16 protein-coding genes are annotated in these 21229 nt (G+C 70.7%); 11 read left to right on the top strand and 5 right to left on the bottom strand.

Features of this window, described 5'->3' with window-relative positions; translation table 11 throughout:
• Positions 1-165: 165 nt before the first annotated feature.
• From ACWIHT_RS10045 to ACWIHT_RS10030, 4 genes are all read left to right on the top strand, one after another.
• Complete coding sequence (locus ACWIHT_RS10045) at positions 166-975, top strand: Tat pathway signal sequence domain protein (protein WP_456166368.1); 810 nt, start codon at positions 166-168, stop codon at positions 973-975.
• Between the two features lie 85 nt (positions 976-1060).
• Complete coding sequence (locus ACWIHT_RS10040; protein ID WP_019071463.1) at positions 1061-2377, top strand: copper amine oxidase; 1317 nt, start codon at positions 1061-1063, stop codon at positions 2375-2377.
• Positions 2378-2481: 104 nt separating this feature from the next.
• On the top strand, positions 2482-3723 hold the full coding sequence (locus tag ACWIHT_RS10035; protein ID WP_456166366.1) for an SAV2148 family HEPN domain-containing protein: 1242 nt from the start codon (positions 2482-2484) through the stop codon (positions 3721-3723).
• Between the two features lie 110 nt (positions 3724-3833).
• Positions 3834-4556: an exonuclease domain-containing protein gene (locus tag ACWIHT_RS10030; protein ID WP_456166364.1), complete on the top strand. Its 723-nt coding sequence runs from the start codon at positions 3834-3836 to the stop codon at positions 4554-4556.
• Between the two features lie 107 nt (positions 4557-4663).
• Here ACWIHT_RS10030 and ACWIHT_RS10025 read toward each other — a convergent pair whose 3' ends face one another.
• Positions 4664-5527 (bottom strand): phosphotransferase enzyme family protein, encoded by an 864-nt coding sequence (locus ACWIHT_RS10025; RefSeq protein ID WP_456166362.1) that lies wholly within the window; start codon positions 5525-5527, stop codon positions 4664-4666.
• A 195-nt stretch (positions 5528-5722) separates the two neighbouring features.
• Between ACWIHT_RS10025 and ACWIHT_RS10020 the strand changes: the two genes are divergently transcribed.
• Genes ACWIHT_RS10020 through ACWIHT_RS10010 form a run of 3 tightly spaced genes read left to right on the top strand, consistent with a single transcriptional unit; the run spans position 5723 to position 8756 of the window.
• Positions 5723-6640: a carbohydrate ABC transporter permease gene (locus ACWIHT_RS10020; protein ID WP_456166360.1), complete on the top strand. Its 918-nt coding sequence runs from the start codon at positions 5723-5725 to the stop codon at positions 6638-6640.
• Complete coding sequence (locus ACWIHT_RS10015) at positions 6637-7470, top strand: carbohydrate ABC transporter permease (protein ID WP_456166358.1); 834 nt, start codon at positions 6637-6639, stop codon at positions 7468-7470. Before ACWIHT_RS10020 ends, ACWIHT_RS10015 begins: the two co-directional genes overlap by 4 nt.
• A complete protein-coding gene (locus tag ACWIHT_RS10010) occupies positions 7470-8756 on the top strand; it encodes an ABC transporter substrate-binding protein (protein WP_456166356.1) in 1287 nt (428 codons plus the stop codon). The genes ACWIHT_RS10015 and ACWIHT_RS10010 overlap by 1 nt, the downstream gene beginning before the upstream one ends.
• 30 nt (positions 8757-8786) lie before the next feature.
• Here the strand turns inward: ACWIHT_RS10010 and ACWIHT_RS10005 are convergent, their stop codons facing one another.
• From ACWIHT_RS10005 to ACWIHT_RS09995, 3 genes are all read right to left on the bottom strand, one after another.
• Positions 8787-11855 carry an AAA family ATPase gene (locus ACWIHT_RS10005; protein ID WP_456166354.1) on the bottom strand — a complete coding sequence of 1023 codons (3069 nt, stop codon included), beginning with the start codon at positions 11853-11855 and terminating at the stop codon, positions 8787-8789.
• On the bottom strand, positions 11845-12699 hold the full coding sequence (locus ACWIHT_RS10000; RefSeq protein ID WP_456166352.1) for a hypothetical protein: 855 nt from the start codon (positions 12697-12699) through the stop codon (positions 11845-11847). Before ACWIHT_RS10000 ends, ACWIHT_RS10005 begins: the two co-directional genes overlap by 11 nt.
• Before the next feature lie 167 nt (positions 12700-12866).
• Positions 12867-15110, bottom strand: coding sequence for an MMPL family transporter (locus ACWIHT_RS09995; protein WP_456166350.1), 2244 nt, complete (start codon positions 15108-15110; stop codon positions 12867-12869).
• Positions 15111-15510: 400 nt separating this feature from the next.
• On the opposite strand from ACWIHT_RS09995, the gene ACWIHT_RS09990 reads away from it, so the two are divergent.
• The 4 genes from ACWIHT_RS09990 (at position 15511) to ACWIHT_RS09975 (ending at position 18488) form a co-directional block, all read left to right on the top strand.
• On the top strand, positions 15511-16059 hold the full coding sequence (locus ACWIHT_RS09990) for a DUF1697 domain-containing protein (protein ID WP_456166348.1): 549 nt from the start codon (positions 15511-15513) through the stop codon (positions 16057-16059).
• Between the two features lie 45 nt (positions 16060-16104).
• On the top strand, positions 16105-17127 hold the full coding sequence (locus ACWIHT_RS09985; RefSeq protein ID WP_456166346.1) for a ketopantoate reductase family protein: 1023 nt from the start codon (positions 16105-16107) through the stop codon (positions 17125-17127).
• Between the two features lie 112 nt (positions 17128-17239).
• Positions 17240-17815 (top strand): TIGR03086 family metal-binding protein, encoded by a 576-nt coding sequence (locus ACWIHT_RS09980; protein WP_456167101.1) that lies wholly within the window; start codon positions 17240-17242, stop codon positions 17813-17815.
• Positions 17816-17870: 55 nt separating this feature from the next.
• On the top strand, positions 17871-18488 hold the full coding sequence (locus tag ACWIHT_RS09975; RefSeq protein ID WP_456166344.1) for a mycothiol-dependent nitroreductase Rv2466c family protein: 618 nt from the start codon (positions 17871-17873) through the stop codon (positions 18486-18488).
• A 180-nt stretch (positions 18489-18668) separates the two neighbouring features.
• Here the strand turns inward: ACWIHT_RS09975 and ACWIHT_RS09970 are convergent, their stop codons facing one another.
• Positions 18669-21191: a GTPase-associated protein 1-related protein gene (locus tag ACWIHT_RS09970; protein ID WP_456166342.1), complete on the bottom strand. Its 2523-nt coding sequence runs from the start codon at positions 21189-21191 to the stop codon at positions 18669-18671.
• Positions 21192-21229 lie beyond the last annotated feature (38 nt).

Below are 21229 nucleotides of genomic sequence, written 5' to 3'. Positions count from 1 at the left end.
GGGCGCCTTGCCCCTGAGTCTCCCCGAAAGTGAGGGAACCACCTATGACTTACATCCCTCTTACCAAATGACCAGTGCGTACGACGTATGCCGTACGCCGAACCAAGTGGGACAGACACCACTCCCAGAGGTCCGGGGATGGACCCAGGGGGAGTAGGGGGAAATGTGCGAAGGACAGTGCACCGCCACCTGGGCAAAGTGGTGGCGGGTACGGCCATAGCGGTGGCCGGGACCGCCGTGATGGTCGCCGTCACCCTGCCGGGCACGGCGGGGGCCAACGAGTCGGGGGGCACCGGAAAGGCCGCCGGGTCCGCCCAGCAGCAGGCCGGGGACGTGCTGGGCGCGGCACCCGGTGTGGTGCAACAGGCCCCGGCCGAGGGCGAGAAGGGCAAGGGCCGCGACCCGCTCACCGACGACGAGACCAAGCGCGTCGAGCAGCTCGCGGTGAATCAGCAGTTCCTCAACTCCAGTGAGAACGTGGACGGGAAGCGCGGACCGCAGCGCCTCGACGTCCAACTCGCCGACCCGAACCCCGACGAGCTGGACAACCCGAACGCGCCGCGCCGCGCGGACGTGACGTTCTACGACTACAAGGACGACACGGTCGTCACCAAGACCGTCAACCTCGACACCGGCAAGGTCGAACAGACCGGCACCCAGCACGGAGTGCAGCCGCCGGCGAGCCACGCCGAGGACGTCGAGGCGGCCGAACTGCTGCTCGCGGACCCGCTGGGCGCGGGCCTGAAGGCCGACTACAAGGACGCCACAGGCAACGAACTCACCTCGCCCGACCAGCTGTTGCTGACCGCCATGATCTACAAGGCCACTCCTGGACGGCAGTCCGGCGTCCTCGACCAGTGCGGCGACCACCGCTGCGTGCGGCTGTTCCCGAAGGTCAAGAACGGGCCGTGGATCGACGCCCGTGACTTCGTCATCGACCTGAGCGCCCGCAAGGTCGGCAAGCTCACCGGCTGAACCGGTCGCACCGACCCGCGCGGGTCGCGCCCTCTCCTTCGTTCACTGTCCCAACTTGCTTCTCCTGTAAGGGAGTCACTTCTTCATGCGCGTCAACAGAATCAGCCGTGCCCGCAGTCGGGGGGCCGTGGCCCTCACGGTGGCCGCCCTGGCCGCCGGCGCCACCGCGGGCGCGGGCCCGGCCGTCGCCCAGCCGAAGGCCGCCCCGAGCGCCGCCGCACCCGGCTGCAGCGCCGCCTACACCATCGAGCAGAAGCTCTCCACCGGCACCACCTGGCGGATGTGCTGGCACTACGAGCGCGAGGCCGGTCTCGTCCTGGAGAACATCTCCTACCAGCCGCCCGGCGAGGCCGCCCCCATCAAGGTGCTCGCCGACGCGAAGCTCGCGCAGATCCACGTCCCGTACGACGACGGCAAGAACGAGTACAGCGACCTCACGCAGTACGGCTTCGGCACCGGCCTGATGAACATGCAGCCCGGCGAGTGTCCCGGCGGCACCATCAAGACCGTCAAGGTCCCCGACGCCATCGACCCGGACCACCCGAACGTCAAGGGCCTCTGCACGACGACCCGTTCGCGCGGCCACGCCTTCCGCATGCAGGGCGACAGCGCCAACAAGGTCTTCCAGACCCAGGGCAAGGACTTCCTCGTCTACACGGTCAACCAGGTCGGCTGGTACGAGTACATCACCGAGTGGCGCTTCCAGGACGACGGCACCATCAACATGAACGTCGGTGCCACCGGCAGCCTTTCGCCCTACGACTACGACGCGGGCGACGGCCGCGGCTGGCCGCTCGGCAAGGGCGCCACGGCGTACGCGACGAGCCACCAGCACGACGTCTTCTGGAAGTTGGACTTCGCGCTCGACGGTTCCTCCAAGGGCCGCGTCGAGCAGTACGACTCCGCGGTCACCACGCACGGCGCCAACACCCCCACGAACAAGACCACGTTGACCAAGGTCACCAAGGAACTCGCGGGCGACGCCAAGAACATGCGCTGGTGGCGCATCGTCAGCGCGACCGGCAAGAACAAGGACAACCACGCCCGGTCCTACGAGATAGTCCCCGGCCCCACCACCAAGTACCCGGGCCGCAGCTTCACCCAGCACGACGTGTACTTCACCCAGTACAACAAGTGCGAGCAGTTCGCCAGCGACAACCTGCCCAACTGCGGTGCTGGGCACCCGAAGCAGGTCGACAAGTGGGTCAACGGCCAGACGCTCACACAGCCCGTGGTCTGGGTGAACGTCGGCTTCCACCACATCGCCCGCGACGAGGACCAGCAGCCGATGCCGGTCCACTGGCAGGGATTCTCGATCGCCCCGCGCGACGTCACTGCCATGAATCCGCTCACTCCCGCCGCCCTCGCCGACCAGAACGGCAATGTGAACGGCGGAAGTTGAGAAACGACCCTGTCCATCCGGCTGCACCGCCGACCGGTCCCGGAGTACCCTTCCTTGATCGTTGAGACTGGGGAGAGCTCGGGGGAGCGGAAGGCGGTGCACGGGTGGGCTCGGGAGGGCTGGAGTTGCCCCCTGGTGACGAGGGTCACGAGGGGAACTCCGCAGAAGTCCCGCCCGGCGCGGTGTCCCTGGCACGTCCGATGGACGCGGCTGGTTCCATTGGGCCGGAGTTGGACTGGGACGCCGACGCCTGGCGCGAGGTGCGTACGCGCGCCCAGCGAGCCGGCCGCGCCTACATCTGGTTGAACCTGGTCGAACAGCGGCTGCGCGCCGTCGTAGCGGCCGTCCTGCGTCCCATCTACGAACCCGTCCACGGCGACGAATGGGTCGTCGCCGCGGCCGGTCCGGCCGGCCAGGAGTGGGTGCAGCGCGCGGTCGCCGTCCGCGAAGTAAGCCGCCGCAAGGGCTACTTGCTCGACCCGGCCGACGACAACGTCCTCAGCTTCCTGACCCTGCCGCAGCTGCGCGAGCTGATGGTGCAGCACTGGCCGTGCTTCGAGCCGTACTTCGACGAGCGCCGCGACGTCGAACTCGCCCTGGACGAACTGGAGGTGACCCGCAACGTCGTCTCCCGCAACCGCGCCCTGTCCGAGGCCGTCCTCAACCAGGCCGAGCGGGCCTCCGCGAAACTCCTGGAGACCCTCGGCGCCGGCAGCGACGTACCCTCCGCCCGCCGACTGCCCGTCGACGCGGTCGAGGAACTGATCGGCGACCGCTTCGCCGACGTGGTCGCCGTCCACTCCGACCGGGTGCGGCTGATGCGCCAGTTCCCGGCCGAGGACATCTTCGGCGGCGCCCGCCGCGTCGACGCCATCGGCATCGGCCTCAACCTCCTCGTGCAGAACTTCTCCGGCCGACGACTGATCCGCCTCGCCGAGTCGGGCTGCCGGGTACGGCTGCTGTTCCTCAACCCGGCCTCCAGCGCGGTGAAGCGGCGCGAGCGTGAACTCGGCATAAAACGGGGCGAGTTGAGCCGCGCCGTCGAGATGAACATCCTGCACATGCGACGGGTGCGGTCCCGGCTGCGCGACCCGGGCGCCTTCGAGATCCAGGTCTTCGACGAGACGCCCCGCTTCACGGCATACCTCGTCGACGGCGACGGCACGGACGGCATAGCCGTCGTGCAGTCCTATCTGCGCCGCAGCCGCGGCATGGAGGCGCCGGTGCTGGTGCTGCGAAACGGAAGCCGACTCGTCAAGACGGACGAAATAGACGACAGCGGTCTTTTCCCCACCTATCGCGATGAGTTCGAGCAGATGTGGGCGGATTCGCGACCGGTGTCCTGACCTGTCCGAGGCCGGTCCGGCGGTAAGCGGAACGCGGTCCTCGGATTGTCAGTGGCTCATGCGAAGGTGGAGACCACTGGGGGAAAGCACCACCGAGAAGGGGGGCCGTCATGGCCTGGCACCAGGAGCTGCTCATCGGCTTCGACCTGGAGACGACCGGCACGGAGCCGCGCGAGGCGCGCATCGTCACCGGCGCGGTCATAGAGGTCAGGGGCGGACGGCCCGCGGGCCGTCGGGAGTGGCTGGCGGATCCCGGCGTGGAGATCCCGGCCGACGCCGTCGCCGTGCACGGCATCACGAACGAACGGGCCACCGCCGAGGGCCGCCCGGCCGACGAGGTCGCCGAGTCGATCGCCGACGTCCTCACCACATACTGGAAGACGGGCGTCCCCGTCGTCGCCTACAACGCGGCCTTCGACCTCACCCTGCTCTCCGCCGAGCTGCGCCGACACGGACTCCCGTCCCTGCGCGACCGCCTCGGCGGCACCGACCCCGCCCCGGTCATCGACCCGTACACGATCGACCGCTCCGTCGACCGCTACCGCCGCGGCAAGCGCAACCTCGAAGCGGTCTGCCAGGAGTACGGCGTGGTCCTCGACACCGCCCACGACGCCTCGGCCGACGCCCTCGCCGCCGCCCGCCTGGCCGGAGCGATAGCCGACCGCCACCCCAAGGTCGCGGCCCTGGGCCCCGCCGAGCTCCACCGCCGCCAGATCGAGTGGTACGCCGAATGGGCCGCCGACTTCCAGAGCTTCCTACGCCGCAAGGGCGACCAGGACGCGGTGATCGACGGCATGTGGCCGCTGCGGGAGCTGGAGGACGAGACGGTGTAACCCGGGGCGCCCGTAAGGGGCGCGGGGAACTGCGCGACCAGCCACATCGGACCGTCAGTCGCCCGTATACGGATGCCCCCCGCGCCCCCCCCCCGCTCAATAGGCGCTCAAAACGGAAACCACCGCACCGTCTCGTCCCCGTCCCGCAAAGACCCCACCCGCCGCTCGAACTCGACCAACGCCTCGGGATTGCTGGGCGCATGCTGCGCAACCCACGCGCAACTGGCCGTCTCCCGAGCCCCGCGCAGCACCGAGCACCCGTCCCACTCCCGCACGTCCCACCCATACGCCTCGGTGAACGAGTCATACGCCCGGGCCGGAAAGGCATAGCGGTCGCGGGACAGAGCCATCACCACCAGATCGTGCTCACGCAGATCCGCGGAGAAGGTCTCCAGGTCGACCAGGACCGGCCCGTCCGGACCGACATGCACATTGCGCGGCAACGCGTCGCCATGAATCGGCCCCGGCGGCAGATGAGGCGTCAGCGCGGCGGCGGCAGCCGCGAATCCATCCCGCCGCTCCCGCAGATACGCCGCGTCCGCCGGATCGATCGCGTCGCCCGCGAGCCGCAGCCAGCGCTCGACACCGCCCAGCAGCTCGCGGGGCGGGAGTTCGAAGGAGGGGGAGGGGAGCGCGTGGACGAGGCGTAGCAGTTCGGCCAAATCCCGGGGTTCGGCGGGCCGTACGGAATCGGACAGCCGGTGCCACACGGTCACCGGGTGTCCCTCGACGAGGCGCGGCTTCGGGTCGGCGGCCCGCACCGCCGGCACGCCCGCCTCGGCCAGCCACACCGCGACCTCCAGCTCGCGCCGGGCGCGGTCGAGGAGTTCGGCGTCGCGGCCCACCTTGACGACCAGGTCATCGGCGGCGAACACCGCGTTCTCGCCGAGGGCGAGGAGCCGCGCGTCCCGCGCCGCACCGGGCAGTACGTCCGCCGCCGCCAGTACGTCCCGCGCCCGTGCCTCGTCCATCGTCCGCCTCCGTGTCGTCCCTGTGCGTGTCGCCGCGGGGGTCCCTGTGCGTGTGCGTACGGCGTCGGGTTCCCGCCATCCGACGGCCAGTGTCGCATTCGCACAGGTGGGACGGCATGCGAGGTGCCTTGACGAGGCACACGGCGTTCACGACCATGACGGGGCCCGACCGGTCCGCGCAAAGGGGCTGATTCCATGACATCGGTGACGGGGGTATCGGTGACGGAGGTGAGGAGGCCGCCGAACCATGACCGCGCGGCCTGGTTCCTGGTCCTGCCCGCGCTGATCCCGATCCTCGTCCTCAGCGTCGGCCCCCTCCTCTACGGCGTCCTGCTGGCCTTCACCGACTCCCAGTCGGGCCGAACGGTGCCCACGCGGTGGATCGGCGCCCTCAACTTCCGCGACCTGCTGCACGACACACTCTTCTGGGAATCGTTCCGCATCGGGCTGGTGTGGGCGGTCGGAGTCACCGTCCCCCAGTTCCTGCTCGCCCTCGGTCTGGCCCTTCTCCTCAACCAGGACCTGCGGCTGAGATGGCTGGCCCGGGCGCTGGCGATCGTCCCGTGGGCGATGCCCGAGGTCGTCGTCGGCATCATGTGGCGGATCGTCTACAACCCGGACGCCGGTGTCCTCAATGAGACCCTCCACGACCTCGGCCTCGGGAACGGCCGCGACTGGCTCAGCGGTCTGTCGACCGCACTGCCCGCCGTGATCGTCGTCGGCGTGTGGGCGGGCATGCCCCAGACGACGGTCGCCCTGCTCGCCGGACTCCAGAACACCCCGCGCGAACTCCACGAGGCGGCGGCGGTCGACGGCGCCGGAGCCTGGCGCCGCTTCCGCACGGTCACCTGGCCCGCCCTCAGACCGGTGGCACTGTCGATCACGGCGCTCAACCTCATCTGGAACTTCAACTCGTTCGCCCTGGTCTACGTCCTGACCAGCGGCGGACCCGGCGGCCGCACCCGGCTGCCCATGCTCTTCGCCTATGAAGAGGCCTTCCGCTACGGCCAGTTCGGGTACGCGGCGGCGATGGGATGTGTGATGGTCGCGGTGATCTCGGTGCTCCTGGCCGTCTTCCTCGTAGGCCGACTGAGAGGAGGACAGGACCAGTGAAGACCAGTGCCAAGGCTCGCGCCGGACAGTACGCGGCCCTGCTCGCGTATCTCGTATTCCTCGCCTTCCCCTTCCTCTGGCTGATCTCCACCGCCTTCAAGTCCCCGCGAGAGCTGGGCAGTTTGCACCCCACCTGGATCCCCCGGCACCCCACCCTCGCCAACTTCCGCCAGGCCTTCGACGAACAGCCGCTGCTGCACGCCGCGTTGAACTCCCTGCTCGCCGCGCTCGGGGCCGCGCTGATCGCCGTGGTGATCGCGACCCCGATGGCGTGGGCCATGGCCCGGCGCCGCACACTGCTCGCGCGGGCCGCGACCGGGTGGGTGGTGGTCAGCCAGGCGTTCCCGTTCGTGCTGGTGATCATCCCGCTGTTCCTGGTGCTGAAGAACCTGCGGCTGATCGACTCCCTGGCCGGGCTGGTGCTGGTCTACGCGGTGTGGTCGCTGCCGTTCGCGCTGTGGATGCTCGTCGGCTATGTACGAGCGGTACCGGCCGAGTTGGAGGAGGCGGCGGCGGTCGACGGCGCCGGGAAACTCCGCACCCTCGTGTCGGTGACGGCACCGCTGCTCGCGCCGGGGATCGTGGCGACGGCGCTGTTCGCGTTCGTCACCGCGTGGAACGAGTTCTTCTTCGCGCTGGTCCTGCTCAAGACCCCGGAGCACCAGACCCTGCCGGTCGTCCTCACCCACTTCATCGGCGCGGAGGGCGTGGCGGACCTCGGCCCACTCGCCGCAGCCGCGTTCCTCGCGACCCTCCCCTCCCTGCTCGTCTTCGCCCTGATCCAACGCCGGATCACGGGCGGCATGCTCACCGGGGCGGTGAAGAGCTGATGCGCTCCCGATGGATCCTCGCCCTCGCTGCCCTGGCCCTGCTTCTGGCCGGCTGCACGAGCGGAAGCGACCACGGCTCACCGAATGGCAGGATCACCCTCCGCTTCCAGTCCCTCGCCTGGCAGGAGGAGTCCGTCACCGCCAACAAGGAACTGGTGAAGGAGTGGAACGCCACCCATCCGGACGTCAAGGTCGAGTACGTACAGGGCAGTTGGGACAGCGTCCACGACCAGCTCCTGACCTCCTTCGAGGGTGGTGAGGCACCGGACATCATCCACGACGCCTCCGACGACCTCGCGGACTTCGCCTACGGCGGCTACCTCGCCGACCTCAGGGACCTGCTGCCCGCCCGCCTCAAGTCCGACATCCCGCAACGCAGTTGGGAGACGACGACCTTCGGGGACGGGATCTACGGCGTGCCGTTCCTCCAGGAGCCGAGGGTGCTGATCGCCAACGCGACCTGGCTGAAGAAGGCGGGCGTACGCATCCCGACCCCCGAACACCCGTGGACCTGGCCGGAGTTCAGGGCCGTCACCCGGCAGCTGAGCGGCGACGGCAAGTACGGAGTGGCCTGGCCGCTCAAGGAGCCGGTGTCCGCCACCCTCAACCTGTCTCTCTCGGCGGGCGGCGAGCTGTTCCACCGGGACGCGGACGGCAAGGTGACCGTGCGCTTCGACGCGGCCGACGAGGTCGTACCGCGCACGATCCACGACCAGGCCGACCTGGACCACAGTGCCTCGCCCACGACGCTCGGCAGCGGCGGCTCGGACACCCTGCCCGGGTTCTTCGGCGGCAAGTACGCGATGGTCCCGCTCGGCTTCTCCTACCGACAGCAGATCGTGCAGCAGGCGCCGAAGGGCTTCGACTGGCAGGTGCTGCCCGCCCCGGCCGGGGCCGACGGGCTCACGCAGGGCGTCAGCCCGCAGACCCTGTCCATCGCCGAGGACAGCCCGCACAAGAAGGAGGCCGCAGAGTTCATCGACTTCCTGCTCCAGCCCAAGAACATGGTCCGCCTGGCCCTCGGCGACTGGATGCTCCCCACCGCCACCCAGGCCCTCAAGGACCCCGCCCTGCACACCACGAAGGACGACTGGTCCACCGGCACGGCCCTCGCCGACGACCTCACCTCGGCCCCCGCGCAGTCGGTACGCGGCTACCCGGAATGGAAGGACAAGGTGGCGACCCCGGCGTTCCAGGAGTACTACAGCGGCGCGATCGGCCTGGCTGAACTACGCCAACGGCTGGTGAGGGACGGCAATTTGGTGCTGGCCCGCTACCAGCGCTAGGCGCGTCGGCCGCGTCGGTCGCGCGATCCGTCACCGCTGCGCGGGCAGCACCGGTGGACCGTACTGGGAACGCACCACCAGACTGAGCTGCCCGGTGACGACGGGCGGCAGCACCGGGGCGACGAAGGCCGGGTTGGACTCGTCCATCCTGGTCTCCGGATGGTCCCACTCGTCCAGGAGCACGGTCCTCAGCTCCTCCGGGGTGTTGTCCTCCCGAGCGACGCCCCGGTAGAGGGCGAACATCTCACGGGCCCGTTCGAGATTGCCGGCGTGCAGGGCGATGAGAGACGCCAGCCAGGTCTTGCCCTCGTGCGGCTTGGGGCGGGGGCTGTTCGGGATGCCGTCGGGGAAGGAGTCCAGTGCCGCCTGCGCCCGTAGCGGGTCGCCTGCTCCCAGCCAGCCGATCGCCTCGTAGATCGCGAGGTTGATGACCTTCGGGTGGGCCGTCCGGTGCCGCTGTGCGGTGCGGGCCGAGTCCAGCCACAGCCCGCGGCGCTGGAGCAGCAGCACGTCCGCGAGATTGGCCTGGGCGGTGAGAGCCGGGTTCTCCCTGATCCACCGGGCCGTCCGCACCAGCGGGTCCTCGGTCGGTTCGGCGGCCGCGTAGGGGACGGCGTGGTCGGCGAGCCGGTAGGCGTCCTTGCTCTTCACCCGCTCGCACCCCTCGCGGAGCGTCTCCAGCGCCTGTGGCACTCTGCCGAGCTGGACCTGGCACTTGGCGATCTCGTCGTAGATGGCGAACCGCTGCTCTTTGACGTTCTCCAGCGCGATCCGGCCCTCCCGCACGGTGGCTTCCGGGCCCTCCACGTCCCGCACCAGTTTCAGCAGCAGGCTCCACGGATACATCTCGGACCGCCCGTGAGTCGCCTCCCGCGCGTGGACCAGCGCCTTCTCCAGATCGCCGGGCGTGTCGCGGAGCCGTAGCAGCATGGCCTGATGGTGGTGGGTGTACGGCGTGCCGTCGTCGGCGAGATAGGCCTCCATCAGGTCGATCCGGGCCGTCAGTTCCGCCGGGTCCTCGGGCAGGGAGTGGTGGTAGCGCCCCCTGCCGTATTTCCGCTCCAGGTAGCCGCCGATGGCCTGCGCCATGCGGGCCAGCTCGTCGTCCAGTCCCCCCTCGTCGAAGTGGAGCCGGGCCGCGGGCAGGGCGAGCGCCAGCCGGTGGTCGCCGGACCGCGAGGGGTCCTGCGCATAGACGGGACGGGCGTACCAGCGTCCGGCGCGGCGGTGGGCGGCCTTCCAGGCCTTCTCGTCCTCGCGCAGGCGGACGCAGGCGACTTCGCGTACGGCGGGGTGCACCTGGAAACGCGTGGTACGGGAGAACGCTGTTTCGTTCTCGACCGTACGGATCTGGAGCAGGAACCGCTTCTGGAGCTGTTTGCGGAGTTCGGGGAGATCGCCGTGATCGCGGGTCATCGCCTTCACCAGGTCCTGGTCGGCCCAGTCCGTCAGCACCGACAGACTGCGCAGGGCGGCCCTGGCCGACGGCGTCAGCCGCTCGGTCGCCTTGGCGACCAGCTCCCTCTCGATGACCTCCACCAGACTGAGGTCGTACGGCGCCTGGGGCACCTCGCTGGCCGGCAGCAGTTCCTCCAGCGTCCAGTCGTACGGACCCACCAGGCTGTGCAGCAGTTGCAGCACGAACGGGTTGCGGCCCAGCCGCTGCACGACCTCCTCGCGCCGCTCCGGGGGGAACCACTCCTCGGCCTCGCCCTGCTCCTCGGCGCCGACGAGGATCCGCACGGCCTCCTCGACCGGGGGCGGCGGCAGCTCCACGGGGTCGAAGTCCTTGGCCCAGGCCGGGTCGACCTTCTGGTTGGACACCAGCCACAGGCAGCCGTCCCCGTGCCGGCCCGGCGCCACAGCGGCCAGCAGGTCGTCCCCGACCGGCTTCACCGGCCGGCCGCGCTCGTCGAGCAGCCGCTGGAACTCGTCGATGACCACCAGCACCCCGCGGCCCAGCAGGGTCGTCAGGGCCCGGTCGAGCCGCTGTTCCGCCGCGAGGAGTTCCGCCAGGTCGTAGCGGCCGGTGTCCTCCAGCTGCTCACGCAGGCGGGCGATCAGTTCCCTGGGGGTGTCGATGGGATGTTCCGGGGCATCCACGAGCACGGTGGTGCGCTTGTGCTCCAGCCGGGCCTCGTCCATCAGGGGCCGTACCACGCGGTCGGTCTTGCCCACCCCCGAGAAGCCGTACAGCAGGGCCGCGCTCCGGCGCTGCTTCGTCCAGCGGTCCCACAGGTGCAGCGCGGCCTTGCGGCGCTGCTCACCGTCGATGTCGGGCAGCTGGGGCGGTTCGGCGTCGGGGAAGAGCCCGGTCCGGTGGGCCACGCTGAACGGGGTGACACGTGGGGCGGGCCGGGGCGCGGACGCGGGGGCCGACAGGGCCAGGAACGGCGGGATGTCGCCGTTCAGGCCCACCGGATGCCAGTTGATGTGCTGGTGGCCGGGCTTCTCCGGGTCGTCCTTCATGTGCTGCACCACCTTGGGCAGGTCCAGCGTGCCCTGCGGGGCCAGTGCGTCCACGGCTCGGGTCAGCAGGCCGGGGAACGCCCCGGACGCGGCGAACTCGTGCTTCTGCGCGGAGGACAGGACCACGAACCCGGACTCGGCGTCCTCCCGCCCCCAGCCGGTTTCCATCTGCCGCACGGCGGACGCGACGAGCTGATCCCCGCCCCGCCCGGAGAAGCAGGTGTCCAGGAGTAACAGGAACCGCCGCACGGGAGTCCCGAGCAGGGCTGCGCGGGCCAGTTCCCCGGTGGGCAGGGCGGCCCCGAGGTCGCCGCGGTAGTCGTAGGTGAGCAGCACATGTTCGTTGTTGATGTCGTTGACCTCGCCGTGCGAGGCGATGTACATGGCCACCAGGTCGTCGGGCCTGCGGTCCGGGTCCATGCAGAACTCACGCAGGGCGTCCTTGAGCTGGGTGCCGGAGGGGTTGGTCCCGAGCGTGTCGACGAGCCGGTAGCCGAAGCGCTCCGTGAACAGCTTGATGACGTCGTCCCGGGCCTGCTTCAGCTCGGGCCGGTCGAGGTCCGGCGCGTGCGGGTAGCGGGGCACCGCCGTCGCCAGCAGGAAGCGGCGAGGGGCGTTCTCAGTGGGCATCCAGACCTCCCGCGACCGCCTTGCCGGTGAGCCGGTCCGTCAGGTAGGCCGTGGCATCGTGCGCATGAGCCCCGTTGTGCACGAGCACGGAGGTCAGCCGGTGCCCGAACTGCGGCCGGAGATCCTTGACCAGCGCGACGATGTCCCCCTCGTCGGCGATGTTCGTCCAGGTGAGCCGCCCGTCGCCGGGCCAGGTCCCGGTCGGTGCCGGGGCGGGGGAGAGCCGGTCGAAGACCATCCGCATACCGAGCGGCGACCCCAGGGTGACCAGGGCCCGTACCCCGTGCCCGGGCAGCGCGCACAGTGCCTCGTAGGCCACCACCGAGCCCAGGGAGTGGGCCACGACCACCCGGGTGTCGGCGCCGATCGCGTCGGCCACCCGTTGCCGGGCCGCGTCCCGGATCTCCGGCTCCAGCAGATAACGGGTGGTCTGCTTCAGGTCGGACACCAGCATGCGCAGCGTGAGTCCGGCGAAGAACCGGGACGCCGACAGGGCCCGCAGCGCCGTCTGCACCGAACGAGGGGTACGTGCCAGGGTGTTGGCGTCCGGTGCGACGACCCCGTCGTCCACCGCCGCGGCGGCCTCCCACCACGCGTGGAGCAGCTCGGTCTCCGGCCCCTCCGCCACGTCGGCCGCCGTGTACAGCGGATCCCCGACGCCGAGAGTGCGGCCGGGTGGGCGGAACAGGTCGCCGTAGAAGGCCATGGACAGGTCGCCGGGGCCGAGTTCCGGTCCGTCGGCCCGCCGCAGTCCGTCCAGCAGGGCCGGCTGCCAGTCCTTCAGCAGGCCTTCCTCGCCCAGCAGTTGCTTGCCCACCCCGTGCACGGTGACCACTGTCGCCATCCGTGTCCTCCTTCACCACAGAACCACTGAGTCGTCGATCGCACCACACGCTGGGTGAACTTGTCCGACACATCGGGAAGTTCACCAGTGGTCCGTGCGGGCAACGACACGGAGCGAGGGCCCGTTGGTTCCCCCCGGAGACCAACGGACCCTCGAAAGAGTGATGTTCAGACACGCACCGGTTCGGTCTCGCCCCGCGCCGCCGGTGTCCCCGCCTCCGGCGACTCGTCGTGGGTCAGATCCGGCAGCCACCGCAGCCAGCTGGGCAGATACCAGTTGCGCTCGCCCAGCAGTGCCATCACCGCCGGGAGCAGGACGCCCCGGATGACCGTGGCGTCGATGAGGACCGCCGCCGCGAGGCCGACGCCCATCTGCTTCATCGACTGCATGGACAGCGTGCCGAAGATCGCGAAGACGGCGACCATGATGATCGCGGCGCTGGTGACGACGCCCGCCGTGGTGACCACGCCGTGCTGGATCGCGTCCTGGGTCGTACGGCCGCGCAGGCGCGCTTCGCGGATGCGGGAGACCACGAACACGTGGTAGTCCATCGACAGGCCGAACAGGATCACGAAGAGGAACAGCGGCAGCCAGGTGACGATCGCGCCGACGCCCTCCGCGCCCACCAGCGAGGCGCCCCAGCCGTGTTGGAACACGGCGACGAGGATGCCGTAAGCGGCGCCCACCGAAAGGAGGTTGAGGACGATCGAGGTGATCGCGACCGTCAGTGAGCGGAAGGAGAGAAGCATCAGCAGGAAGGCGAAGACCACGACGAACGCGAAGACCGGTACGACCGAGCCGAGGAGCTGGTCGTTGAAGTCGTGTGATCCCGCGACCTGTCCGGTGACCGGCGCCTGGACCCCGTCGACCTTGCCGAGCGTGGCGGGCCGTACCTCGTCGCGCAGTTTCTCCAGGCTCTTGGCCGCCTTGTCCTGGTCGGAGCCGCCGACGAGCGGGACGTAGACGAAGGCGACGTTCTGCGCGTCGTGCAGCTTGATGTCGACCGGGCCGAGCGAGGCGCCCGAACTGACCGCCTGAGCCTTGAAGTTCGAGAGGGCCTGCTTGACCTCCGGCGCGTTGATGTCCTTCGCCTTGACGACCACCTCGGCCGGTTCGGAGCCGCCGGGGAAGGCGTCGTTGACCCGGTTGTAAGTCCCCACGATCGGGAGGGAGTTGCCGAACTCCTGGTCCAGGGTGAGGTTTTCGGTCTTCATGCCGACCGCGGGCGCGGCGATCGCCAGCAGCGCACCGGCCGCGACGAGGACGGAGACCAGCGGCTTGGCGAGGACGCCCTTGAGGACGGCGGTCCAGAACCGGCTCTCGCCGTTGCCCCGGCGGCCGCGCCGACGCAGGAACGGGATACGGCCCTTCTCGACCCGCTCGCCCAACAGCGAGAGCAGCGCGGGCAGTACGGTCACCGAGCCGACCATGGCGACCGCGACGACCATCAGCGAGGCCAGGCCCATCGCCTCGAACTCGGCGAGCCCGGTGAACAGCATGCCCGCCATCGCCACGCACACCGTGACACCGGAGACGATGATGGCGCGGCCACTGGTCGCGGCGGCGATGCGCAGCGCGGCCCCGGCGTCGCGGCCGGCCTCGCGCTCCTCGCGTTCGCGGCGCAGATAGAACAGGCAGTAGTCGACGCCGACGGCCAACCCCACAAGCAGCATCACGGAGTTGGCGGTGTCGCTCATCGGCTGGACGTGGCTGACGATGCCCATCAGGCCCATCGTCGCGATGATCGCGGTCATCGCCAGGGCCACCGGCAGCAGCGCGGCCACCAGCGCGCCGAAGGCGATGAGGAGGATACCGAGGGCCACGGGGACCGCGGAGTACTCGGCCTTCTTGAAGTCGTCGCCGAACGCGTCCTTGTACTGCTTCGCCATGCTGGCGCCGCCGATCTCCTCGATCCGCAGCGAGCCGTGGTCCTTCTGCACCTCGGCGACGGCGTTCAGCACCGGCTCCACCCGGTCGCCCGCGGTGTCCGAGTCGCCCCGCATGTCGAACTGGACGAGCGCGCTCCGGCCGTCCTTCGAGATCGTCTTCGTGTCGTACGGCGAGGTGACGTCGGTTGCCCTGCCGGTCCCCTCGACGGCCTTGACGACGGCGGTGACCGCGGTGCGGAACTCGCTGTCCGTGGAGGTGACCGACGCGTTCTTCGACTGGATCAGGATGGTCTCGCTGGCCGGTTCCTTGATCCCCGCGTCGTCGATGATCTGGGCGGCGGTGTGCGTCTCGCCCTTCAGCTGGTCGTTCTCGTCGACGTCCACCCGGCCCGCCGCCGAACCGATTCCCATCGCCAGCACCACGAACAGCACCCAGATGCCGACCGCGGCCCACCGATGCCGGGCGCTCCAGCCGCCGGCCCGGGCGGCGATGCCCCGCACCCGTGAATCTGCGTTCCCCATGACGGGCTTGCCCCCTTGCGCACGGTGACAGCCCCCTGCCGCCACCTCATGGTTCGAAGGTATGCGCGGAATAAGAACGTCCCCTCGTGCTGACCGGTGAGGTCTCGGTCGCGCGGCTCCTCCGCACGGACCCCGGGCCCTCACCACTGGGGAGGACCGCGGCCCCTTACATCTATCCGGGCGCCTCGGGGGTGGTGATCAGGGGTGTCCGATGCGTCGGCAGGGGTCCGCTTTGTTATTGAGAAACCTTGTTGAACAAGTCACAGGTGCTTGTAGGTGTGCCCTCAGGTGTTGATCCGGAGCCACCTCATCCGCCAGAGTTTCCGCGCACCCACGCATCACCTGAAGCGGCCGTCGTGCCCACCCCCACGGGGCACGAAGGCCGCTTTATGGTGTGCGGATGACGACGACGTATGCGGCGCTGCTGCGCGGGATCAACGTGGGCGGCAACAAGAAGCTCCCGATGGCCGAGCTGCGCACGCTCCTCGAAGGCCTCGGACACGACGACGTCCGCACCTATCTCCAGAGCGGCCAGGCCGTGTTCACGAGCGGCCACGGCGACGAGGAGTCGCTCGCGGCGGAACTCGCCGCCGCCATCGAGGAGCGGTTCGGCTTCCCGGTCGACGTCGTCGTCCGCGACCACGCCTACCTCAAGGCCATCGCCGACAACTGCCCTTTCCCGGCCGCCGAGTTGGAGGCCAAGCAGCTGCACGTCACGTACTACTCGGTGCCGGTCGCGGAGGACCGCTTCGCGGAGTTCGACCAATCCGCCTTCCTGCCCGAGGAGTTCCGCCTCGGCGACCGCGCGCTGTACCTCTACGTCCCCGACGGCCTCGGCCGCTCCAGGCTCGCCGTCGAACTGGCCCGGCCGCGCCTCAACAAGGGCCTGATCGCCACCACCCGCAACTGGAACACCGTGCTCAAACTCGTGGAGCTGACCGGCAGTTGAGATCCTCCTGGAGGGAGAGATCCACACTGTGCGAGGCTCGTCCCCATGCGCTACATCATCATCGGAGCAGGGGCGGTCGGCGGAGCCATCGGTGGCCGGCTGGCCGAGGCGGGGTGCGAGGTCGTCCTCGTCGCGCGCGGTGCGCAACGGGCGGCGCTGGCCGCGCACGGGCTGCGGCTCAAGGTGCCGGACGGCGAGTCGACGTATCGGCTGCCGGTCGTCGAACAGCCTGCGGAACTGGGCGAGTTGAGGCCCGACGACGTACTCCTGCTCGCCGTCAAGACACAGGACAGCGAGGCCGCGCTCGCGGCCTGGGGACCCGCGCCGGTCGCCGGCGGCGGTACGGCGGCCGAGCGGCTGCCCGTCGTCTGCGCGCAGAACGGGGTGGAGAGCCAGCGCCTGGCACTGCGCCGCTTCCGACGGGTGTACGGCGTCTGCGTGTGGCTGCCCGCGACCTTCGTCGCACCGGGCGTGGTCGCCGCCGAGGGCGCGCCCCTCACCGGCATCCTGCACCTCGGCCGCTGGCCGCACGGCACGGACGAGACCGCCCGGCTGATCGCGGCCGACCTGGAGAAGTCGCGGTTCGAGGCGCCGGTCGTGCCCGACGTGGCGCGCTGGCAGTACGCCAAGCTGCTCGGCAACCTCGCCAACGCGATCGAGGCGGTCTCCGGGCCGCTCGGCAGCGAGGAGAGCCTCGCGTTCTACGGGCGGGTGCGGGCCGAGGGCGTGGCCGTGCTCGACGCCGCCGGTGTCGCGTACACGAGCGCCGAGGAGGAGAAGGAGGCGCGCGGCGACAAGATCCAGCTGGTGGAGGTCGAAGGCGCACCGCGCGGCGGCGGCTCCTCCTGGCAGTCGCTGAACCGGGGCACCGGCACCATCGAGGCCGACTACCTCAACGGCGAGATCGCGCTGCTGGGGCGGCTGCACGGCGTACCGACACCGCTCAACGACCTGCTGCAACGGCTGGCGAACGGCTTCGCGCGCGAGCACAGGGCGGCCGGTTCGCTGCCGTTCGACGAGCTGGTCCGCCTCGCCGACGAGGCTGTCGCGTTTGTTCAAGAGTCCTGACGGCGCGCTGCCTAGCGTGGGGTGCATGAGCGACGACGACCTGCACCCGGACCAAACGAACCACGACGACCCGCACCCGGACCGGACGAACCACCACGACCCGCACCCGTACATGATCGAATGTGCCGCCGAGGCGGCCCGTGTCGCGCGCGGTGTGCGTGCGACCCAGCTCGACGACCCGACGCACTGTCCCGACTGGGACGTCCGCGCCATGGTCAACCACTGGGTCCTCTACACCTCGCACGGGCTGGAGCACCGCGCCCTGCGCAAGCAGCTCTCCGAGGAGCTGACCGCCCGCGACTTCACCGCCGACCCGGACTGGGCGGAGGCCTATGCCGCCCAGCTGGACCGGGCCGTCGCCGCCTGGGCCGACCCGGCTGTGTGGGAGGGCGAGATCGACCTCGGCATGGCGAAGATGCCGGCCGCCGAACTCGCCCCGATGATCATCAAGGAGCTGGCGGTGCACGGCTGGGACGTGGCCACGGCCACCGGCCAGGAGTACCGCGTCTCGGACGGCGCCGCGCGTCTCGTCCTCGACGTGGTCGAGAAGCACGGCGAGCTCTACCGCCAGTACGACGGCTTCGCCGACCCGGTGCCGGTACCGGACGACGCCCCGGTCTTCGAGCGGGCCCTCGCGTCCAGCGGACGGGACCCGAGGCAACAGGCCATGAGCGAATTGGACCACTGAGAGAGCGAGTGATTGGGCCGAGTGTTCGGCCCAATCGGCGGCTAGCGTTCTCCGTATGACCACCGACACCGCCGTCCGCGTCGACTTCTACTTCGACCCCGCCTGCCCCTTCGCCTGGATCACCTCCCGCTGGCTGCTGGAGGTCGAGCGCGAGCGCCCGCTCGACCTCCGCTTCCGCACCATGAGCCTCTACCTGCACAACATCGGCAACGAACTCCCCGACTGGTACCGGGAGTTGGTCGACAAGTCGATCGGCCCGGTGCGCGTCGCCGTGGCCGCCGCCGAACAGCACGGCGACAAGGTCCTGCGCGACCTGTACACGGCCTTCGGCGTCCGCATCCACGAGCGGCGCTACGACGACTTCGACGCGGTGATCGCCGAGTCCCTCGCCGAACTCGGTCTCCCCGCCGCACTCGCCGACGCCGCCCACGATCCGTCGTACGACGACGCCGTGCGCCGCGGTCATGAGGCGGGCGTCGAGGCGGAGTCGGGCGGATACGTGGGGACGCCGACCCTGCACGTCGACGGGACGGTGTGGTTCGGTCCGGTGCTGCGGGCCATTCCGCGCGGTGCGAAGGCGGCCGAACTCTTCGACAGTTTCCGGGTGTTGGCCACGCACCCCGACCTCTTCGAGCTGAAGCGGACGCGTACCGGGGGACTGTCCTTCGACTGAACCCGGAGAGTTGCGGTCGCTCAGTGACATAAACGCGACGATCGGCGCAGTACGGAGAGCGACCCCCGCGACACGGCTCACGCGCGCGGGGGCCGTGCTGCGGACGGGCCGTCCGGGGTCCGACATCACAGGGGAGTGCCGGACTTCGGGCGGCGCGTCCCCACCGGTCGCCGGGTTCGGTCACCCGCCGGGATGTTCGGCGCGCCGACCCCGCCCCGACAGCCGTCCCGCGAGGCGCCCCAGCGTGCCCGGCCGGTTCCAGGCACGGAACGCGTCGAGTTTGCCGCGGCCCGAGCGGTCCAGCGCCGCCTCGACCTCGCCCTGCTCCCGCACGGACAGCGCCCGCACGACCGGCCGCAACACCTTGCCCAGCAGCGCGGTACGGGTCTCGTCCCAGCCGGGATACGTCCCCGAGAACGCGCTCCAGTCGCGGAACCGGTCGGCGAGATACGCGGGGTCGGCCCGCAACCGGTCCCCCACCCGCTCCGAGCGGGCCTCCCGCTCGTAGGCCGCGAGCAGCCGCGGCTCGCCCGAACGGGCCAGCGAGTACAGCTCGTTCTCCGGTGCCGCCCCCGCCAACAGCCGTGACGCCAGGGCCTGGAAGGCGCGTTCGGCTACGGTCTCCGGCACCGGATCGGCGACGGCACCGGACGTACCGGACGTACCCGCCGTGAGGTCCAGCACCCGGCCGACCCACTCCTCGCCCTCGCCCCCGGTGCCCAGCCGCCCGGTGAACTCCAGCAGGAGCAGGGCAGTGCGCCGGCCCGGCCCCAGTTCCGTGGTGAAGCAGCGGAGCAGATCGGTGGCGAGCGCCGGTATGCCGGGGTCGTCCGGGGGAGCGGCGAGGGCCGCCTCGATCAGCAACTCCCGGGTGCCCGCGGCACGGTGGGTGTCGGAACCCAGCTCCTTCAGCAGCAGGCTCGCCTCCGCGCCGGTCGGCAGTTCACCGCCGGGCCAGGTGAGGCGGAGGGCGGTGCGCAGCACGGTCGGATCGGCGTGCGGCGAGACCCCGGCCGTCCGGAGCAAACCGTGGAACCGGTCGAGCCGGTCGTCCGATCCGTCAGACCCGTCCGATCCGTTCGGCGAGACGCACATCCGTAGATGCGGGAAACCGGACTGCTGGAGGTCCAGTGGCAGCCCCGAGCCCTTCAACACCCTTGCCGCGGGCGCCGGTTCGGCGGCGGCGAGCGCGTCGAGCGAACCGAACAGCGCCACCCGGAGCCCGGGGTGGGTGTGCACCGCGTCGAGGAGCGCGGGCGGACAGCCCACGCCGGGAGGCTCGCCGTTCGACGAGGACGCGGCGGAGGCGTTCACCGACTCTCGCGCCAACCGCTCGGCCAGCTGCGGAAGTTCGTCCTGACAGTCGACGTCGAGCAGGTCGGCGGCCCGCAGCAGCGCGAGGGGCCGTCCGGCGGCCGGTTCGGCCGTGTCCGCGATACCGGCCCGCAGGGCGGGTGCGAGATCGCGGGCCAGGTCGTCGTGGTCCCGCGCGGTGAGGGACCCGGCGCGCAGCGTCGGTACCGGCCCATGGGCGAGGACCGCCGACGCCAGCACCCGCGCGGCGAGCGGCGCCGACACCGCGGCCGTCACCCGCCCGTCCAACCGGGCCAACAGCGCGGCCAGCGCGATCTGTTCGGCCGCACCGGGCAGGGTCTCCGAGGGGGAGCCCAGGTGCGGCACCGGGCCGCCGCACAACCCGGCGACCAACGCGGTCAGGGTGTCGTCCGGCAGCGTGCCCGCCTGCTCGGCCGCCCAACTCGCCGCCACCGCACGGGCGTCCGTACGCAGGTCGATCCCCGCGACGAGGGCGGCCACCGCCAACGGGCCCAGATCGTCGGGGTCGTTGTGGAACAGGTCGGGGCGACCCGCCCGCCAGACGCGGGCGCACACCTCGGCCCAGGTGTCCGTGACCGGCCCGGACGGCGGACGGCGCGTGCAGTCGTGCACGCGGTAGCGCGGGTCGTCGGCGACGGGCTCGGAGGACGGCAGCGCGCCCACGAGCTGCTGGCGGGCCTGCCGGGGGTCGCGGGTGTACGTCGTGAAGGTGAGCCGGTGCGCCTGTTCGCGGGGCAGGACCGTGCAGCCGAGCGCGATCCACCGGGCCACGTCGGCGCTGTCGTGCTCCACCACCACGAGCTGCCCGGTGCCCGGGTCACCGGCCACCGTCCGCAGATCGGCGAAGAACGCGGCGAGCCGCTCGGCCCGGGACACCGCGAACGGGACCAGCGCCTCCTTGCGCAGCAGCCCGGAGGGCTCGACGCGGTCGACGGGCTCGGGCCTGCCGTCCTGGGGAGCCGACTCGGCCCAACGCGGTGACTCCCAGGTGGAGATGGGCAGAACGCCGTCCGGCAGCCGGGTCCCGGCCGGCAACAGGACGGCATGCGAGTGGAAGGAGACCGGACCCCCGGCCCAGTCCGTGCCGGTGCACACGGAACGGCTCAACAGCCGCCCGCCGTCGGCGAGTTCGCTGAAGCCGAAAACCGTGGGGAACCGCTTGAGCTGCTCGGCGTCGGGCTGCTCGGGGCTGTCGGGCGGTGGCTCGTACCCGAGGAGCCGCTCGGCCTCCCGCAGCACCCCCGGCGGCACCTGTGCGCCGACCGCCGTGAACCGGGGGCCGGAATCCTCGGAGCCGGAGGGCGCCGAGGTGTAGTGCAGCTGGGCCGGCACAGGCCCTTCGCGATGCCCGAACTCCTGACCCGCCACGTGTACTTGCTCCCCAATAGCCTTCAGAGGCACCATCC

The organism is Streptomyces sp. NPDC002276, from assembly GCF_053891435.1.
Note: the sequence above shows the minus strand (reverse complement) of the source record. Positions and strands in the feature narration are given on the sequence as shown.

What these genes read in the sequence shown, in the direction of transcription:
- ACWIHT_RS09985 (WP_456166346.1), top strand. Translation starts at nt 16,105, where the DNA reads ATGCGCTACATCATCATCGGAGCAGGGGCGGTCGGCGGAGCCATCGGT.
- ACWIHT_RS10025 (WP_456166362.1), bottom strand. Translation starts at nt 5,527, where the DNA reads ATGGACGAGGCACGGGCGCGGGACGTACTGGCGGCGGCGGACGTACTG.
- ACWIHT_RS10005 (WP_456166354.1), bottom strand. Translation starts at nt 11,855, where the DNA reads ATGCCCACTGAGAACGCCCCTCGCCGCTTCCTGCTGGCGACGGCGGTG.
- ACWIHT_RS09995 (WP_456166350.1), bottom strand. Translation starts at nt 15,110, where the DNA reads ATGGGGAACGCAGATTCACGGGTGCGGGGCATCGCCGCCCGGGCCGGC.
- ACWIHT_RS10010 (WP_456166356.1), top strand. Translation starts at nt 7,470, where the DNA reads ATGCGCTCCCGATGGATCCTCGCCCTCGCTGCCCTGGCCCTGCTTCTG.
- ACWIHT_RS10000 (WP_456166352.1), bottom strand. Translation starts at nt 12,699, where the DNA reads ATGGCGACAGTGGTCACCGTGCACGGGGTGGGCAAGCAACTGCTGGGC.
- ACWIHT_RS10020 (WP_456166360.1), top strand. Translation starts at nt 5,723, where the DNA reads ATGACATCGGTGACGGGGGTATCGGTGACGGAGGTGAGGAGGCCGCCG.
- ACWIHT_RS09990 (WP_456166348.1), top strand. Translation starts at nt 15,511, where the DNA reads ATGACGACGACGTATGCGGCGCTGCTGCGCGGGATCAACGTGGGCGGC.
- ACWIHT_RS09975 (WP_456166344.1), top strand. Translation starts at nt 17,871, where the DNA reads ATGACCACCGACACCGCCGTCCGCGTCGACTTCTACTTCGACCCCGCC.
- ACWIHT_RS10040 (WP_019071463.1), top strand. Translation starts at nt 1,061, where the DNA reads ATGCGCGTCAACAGAATCAGCCGTGCCCGCAGTCGGGGGGCCGTGGCC.
- ACWIHT_RS09980 (WP_456167101.1), top strand. Translation starts at nt 17,240, where the DNA reads ATGATCGAATGTGCCGCCGAGGCGGCCCGTGTCGCGCGCGGTGTGCGT.
- ACWIHT_RS10030 (WP_456166364.1), top strand. Translation starts at nt 3,834, where the DNA reads ATGGCCTGGCACCAGGAGCTGCTCATCGGCTTCGACCTGGAGACGACC.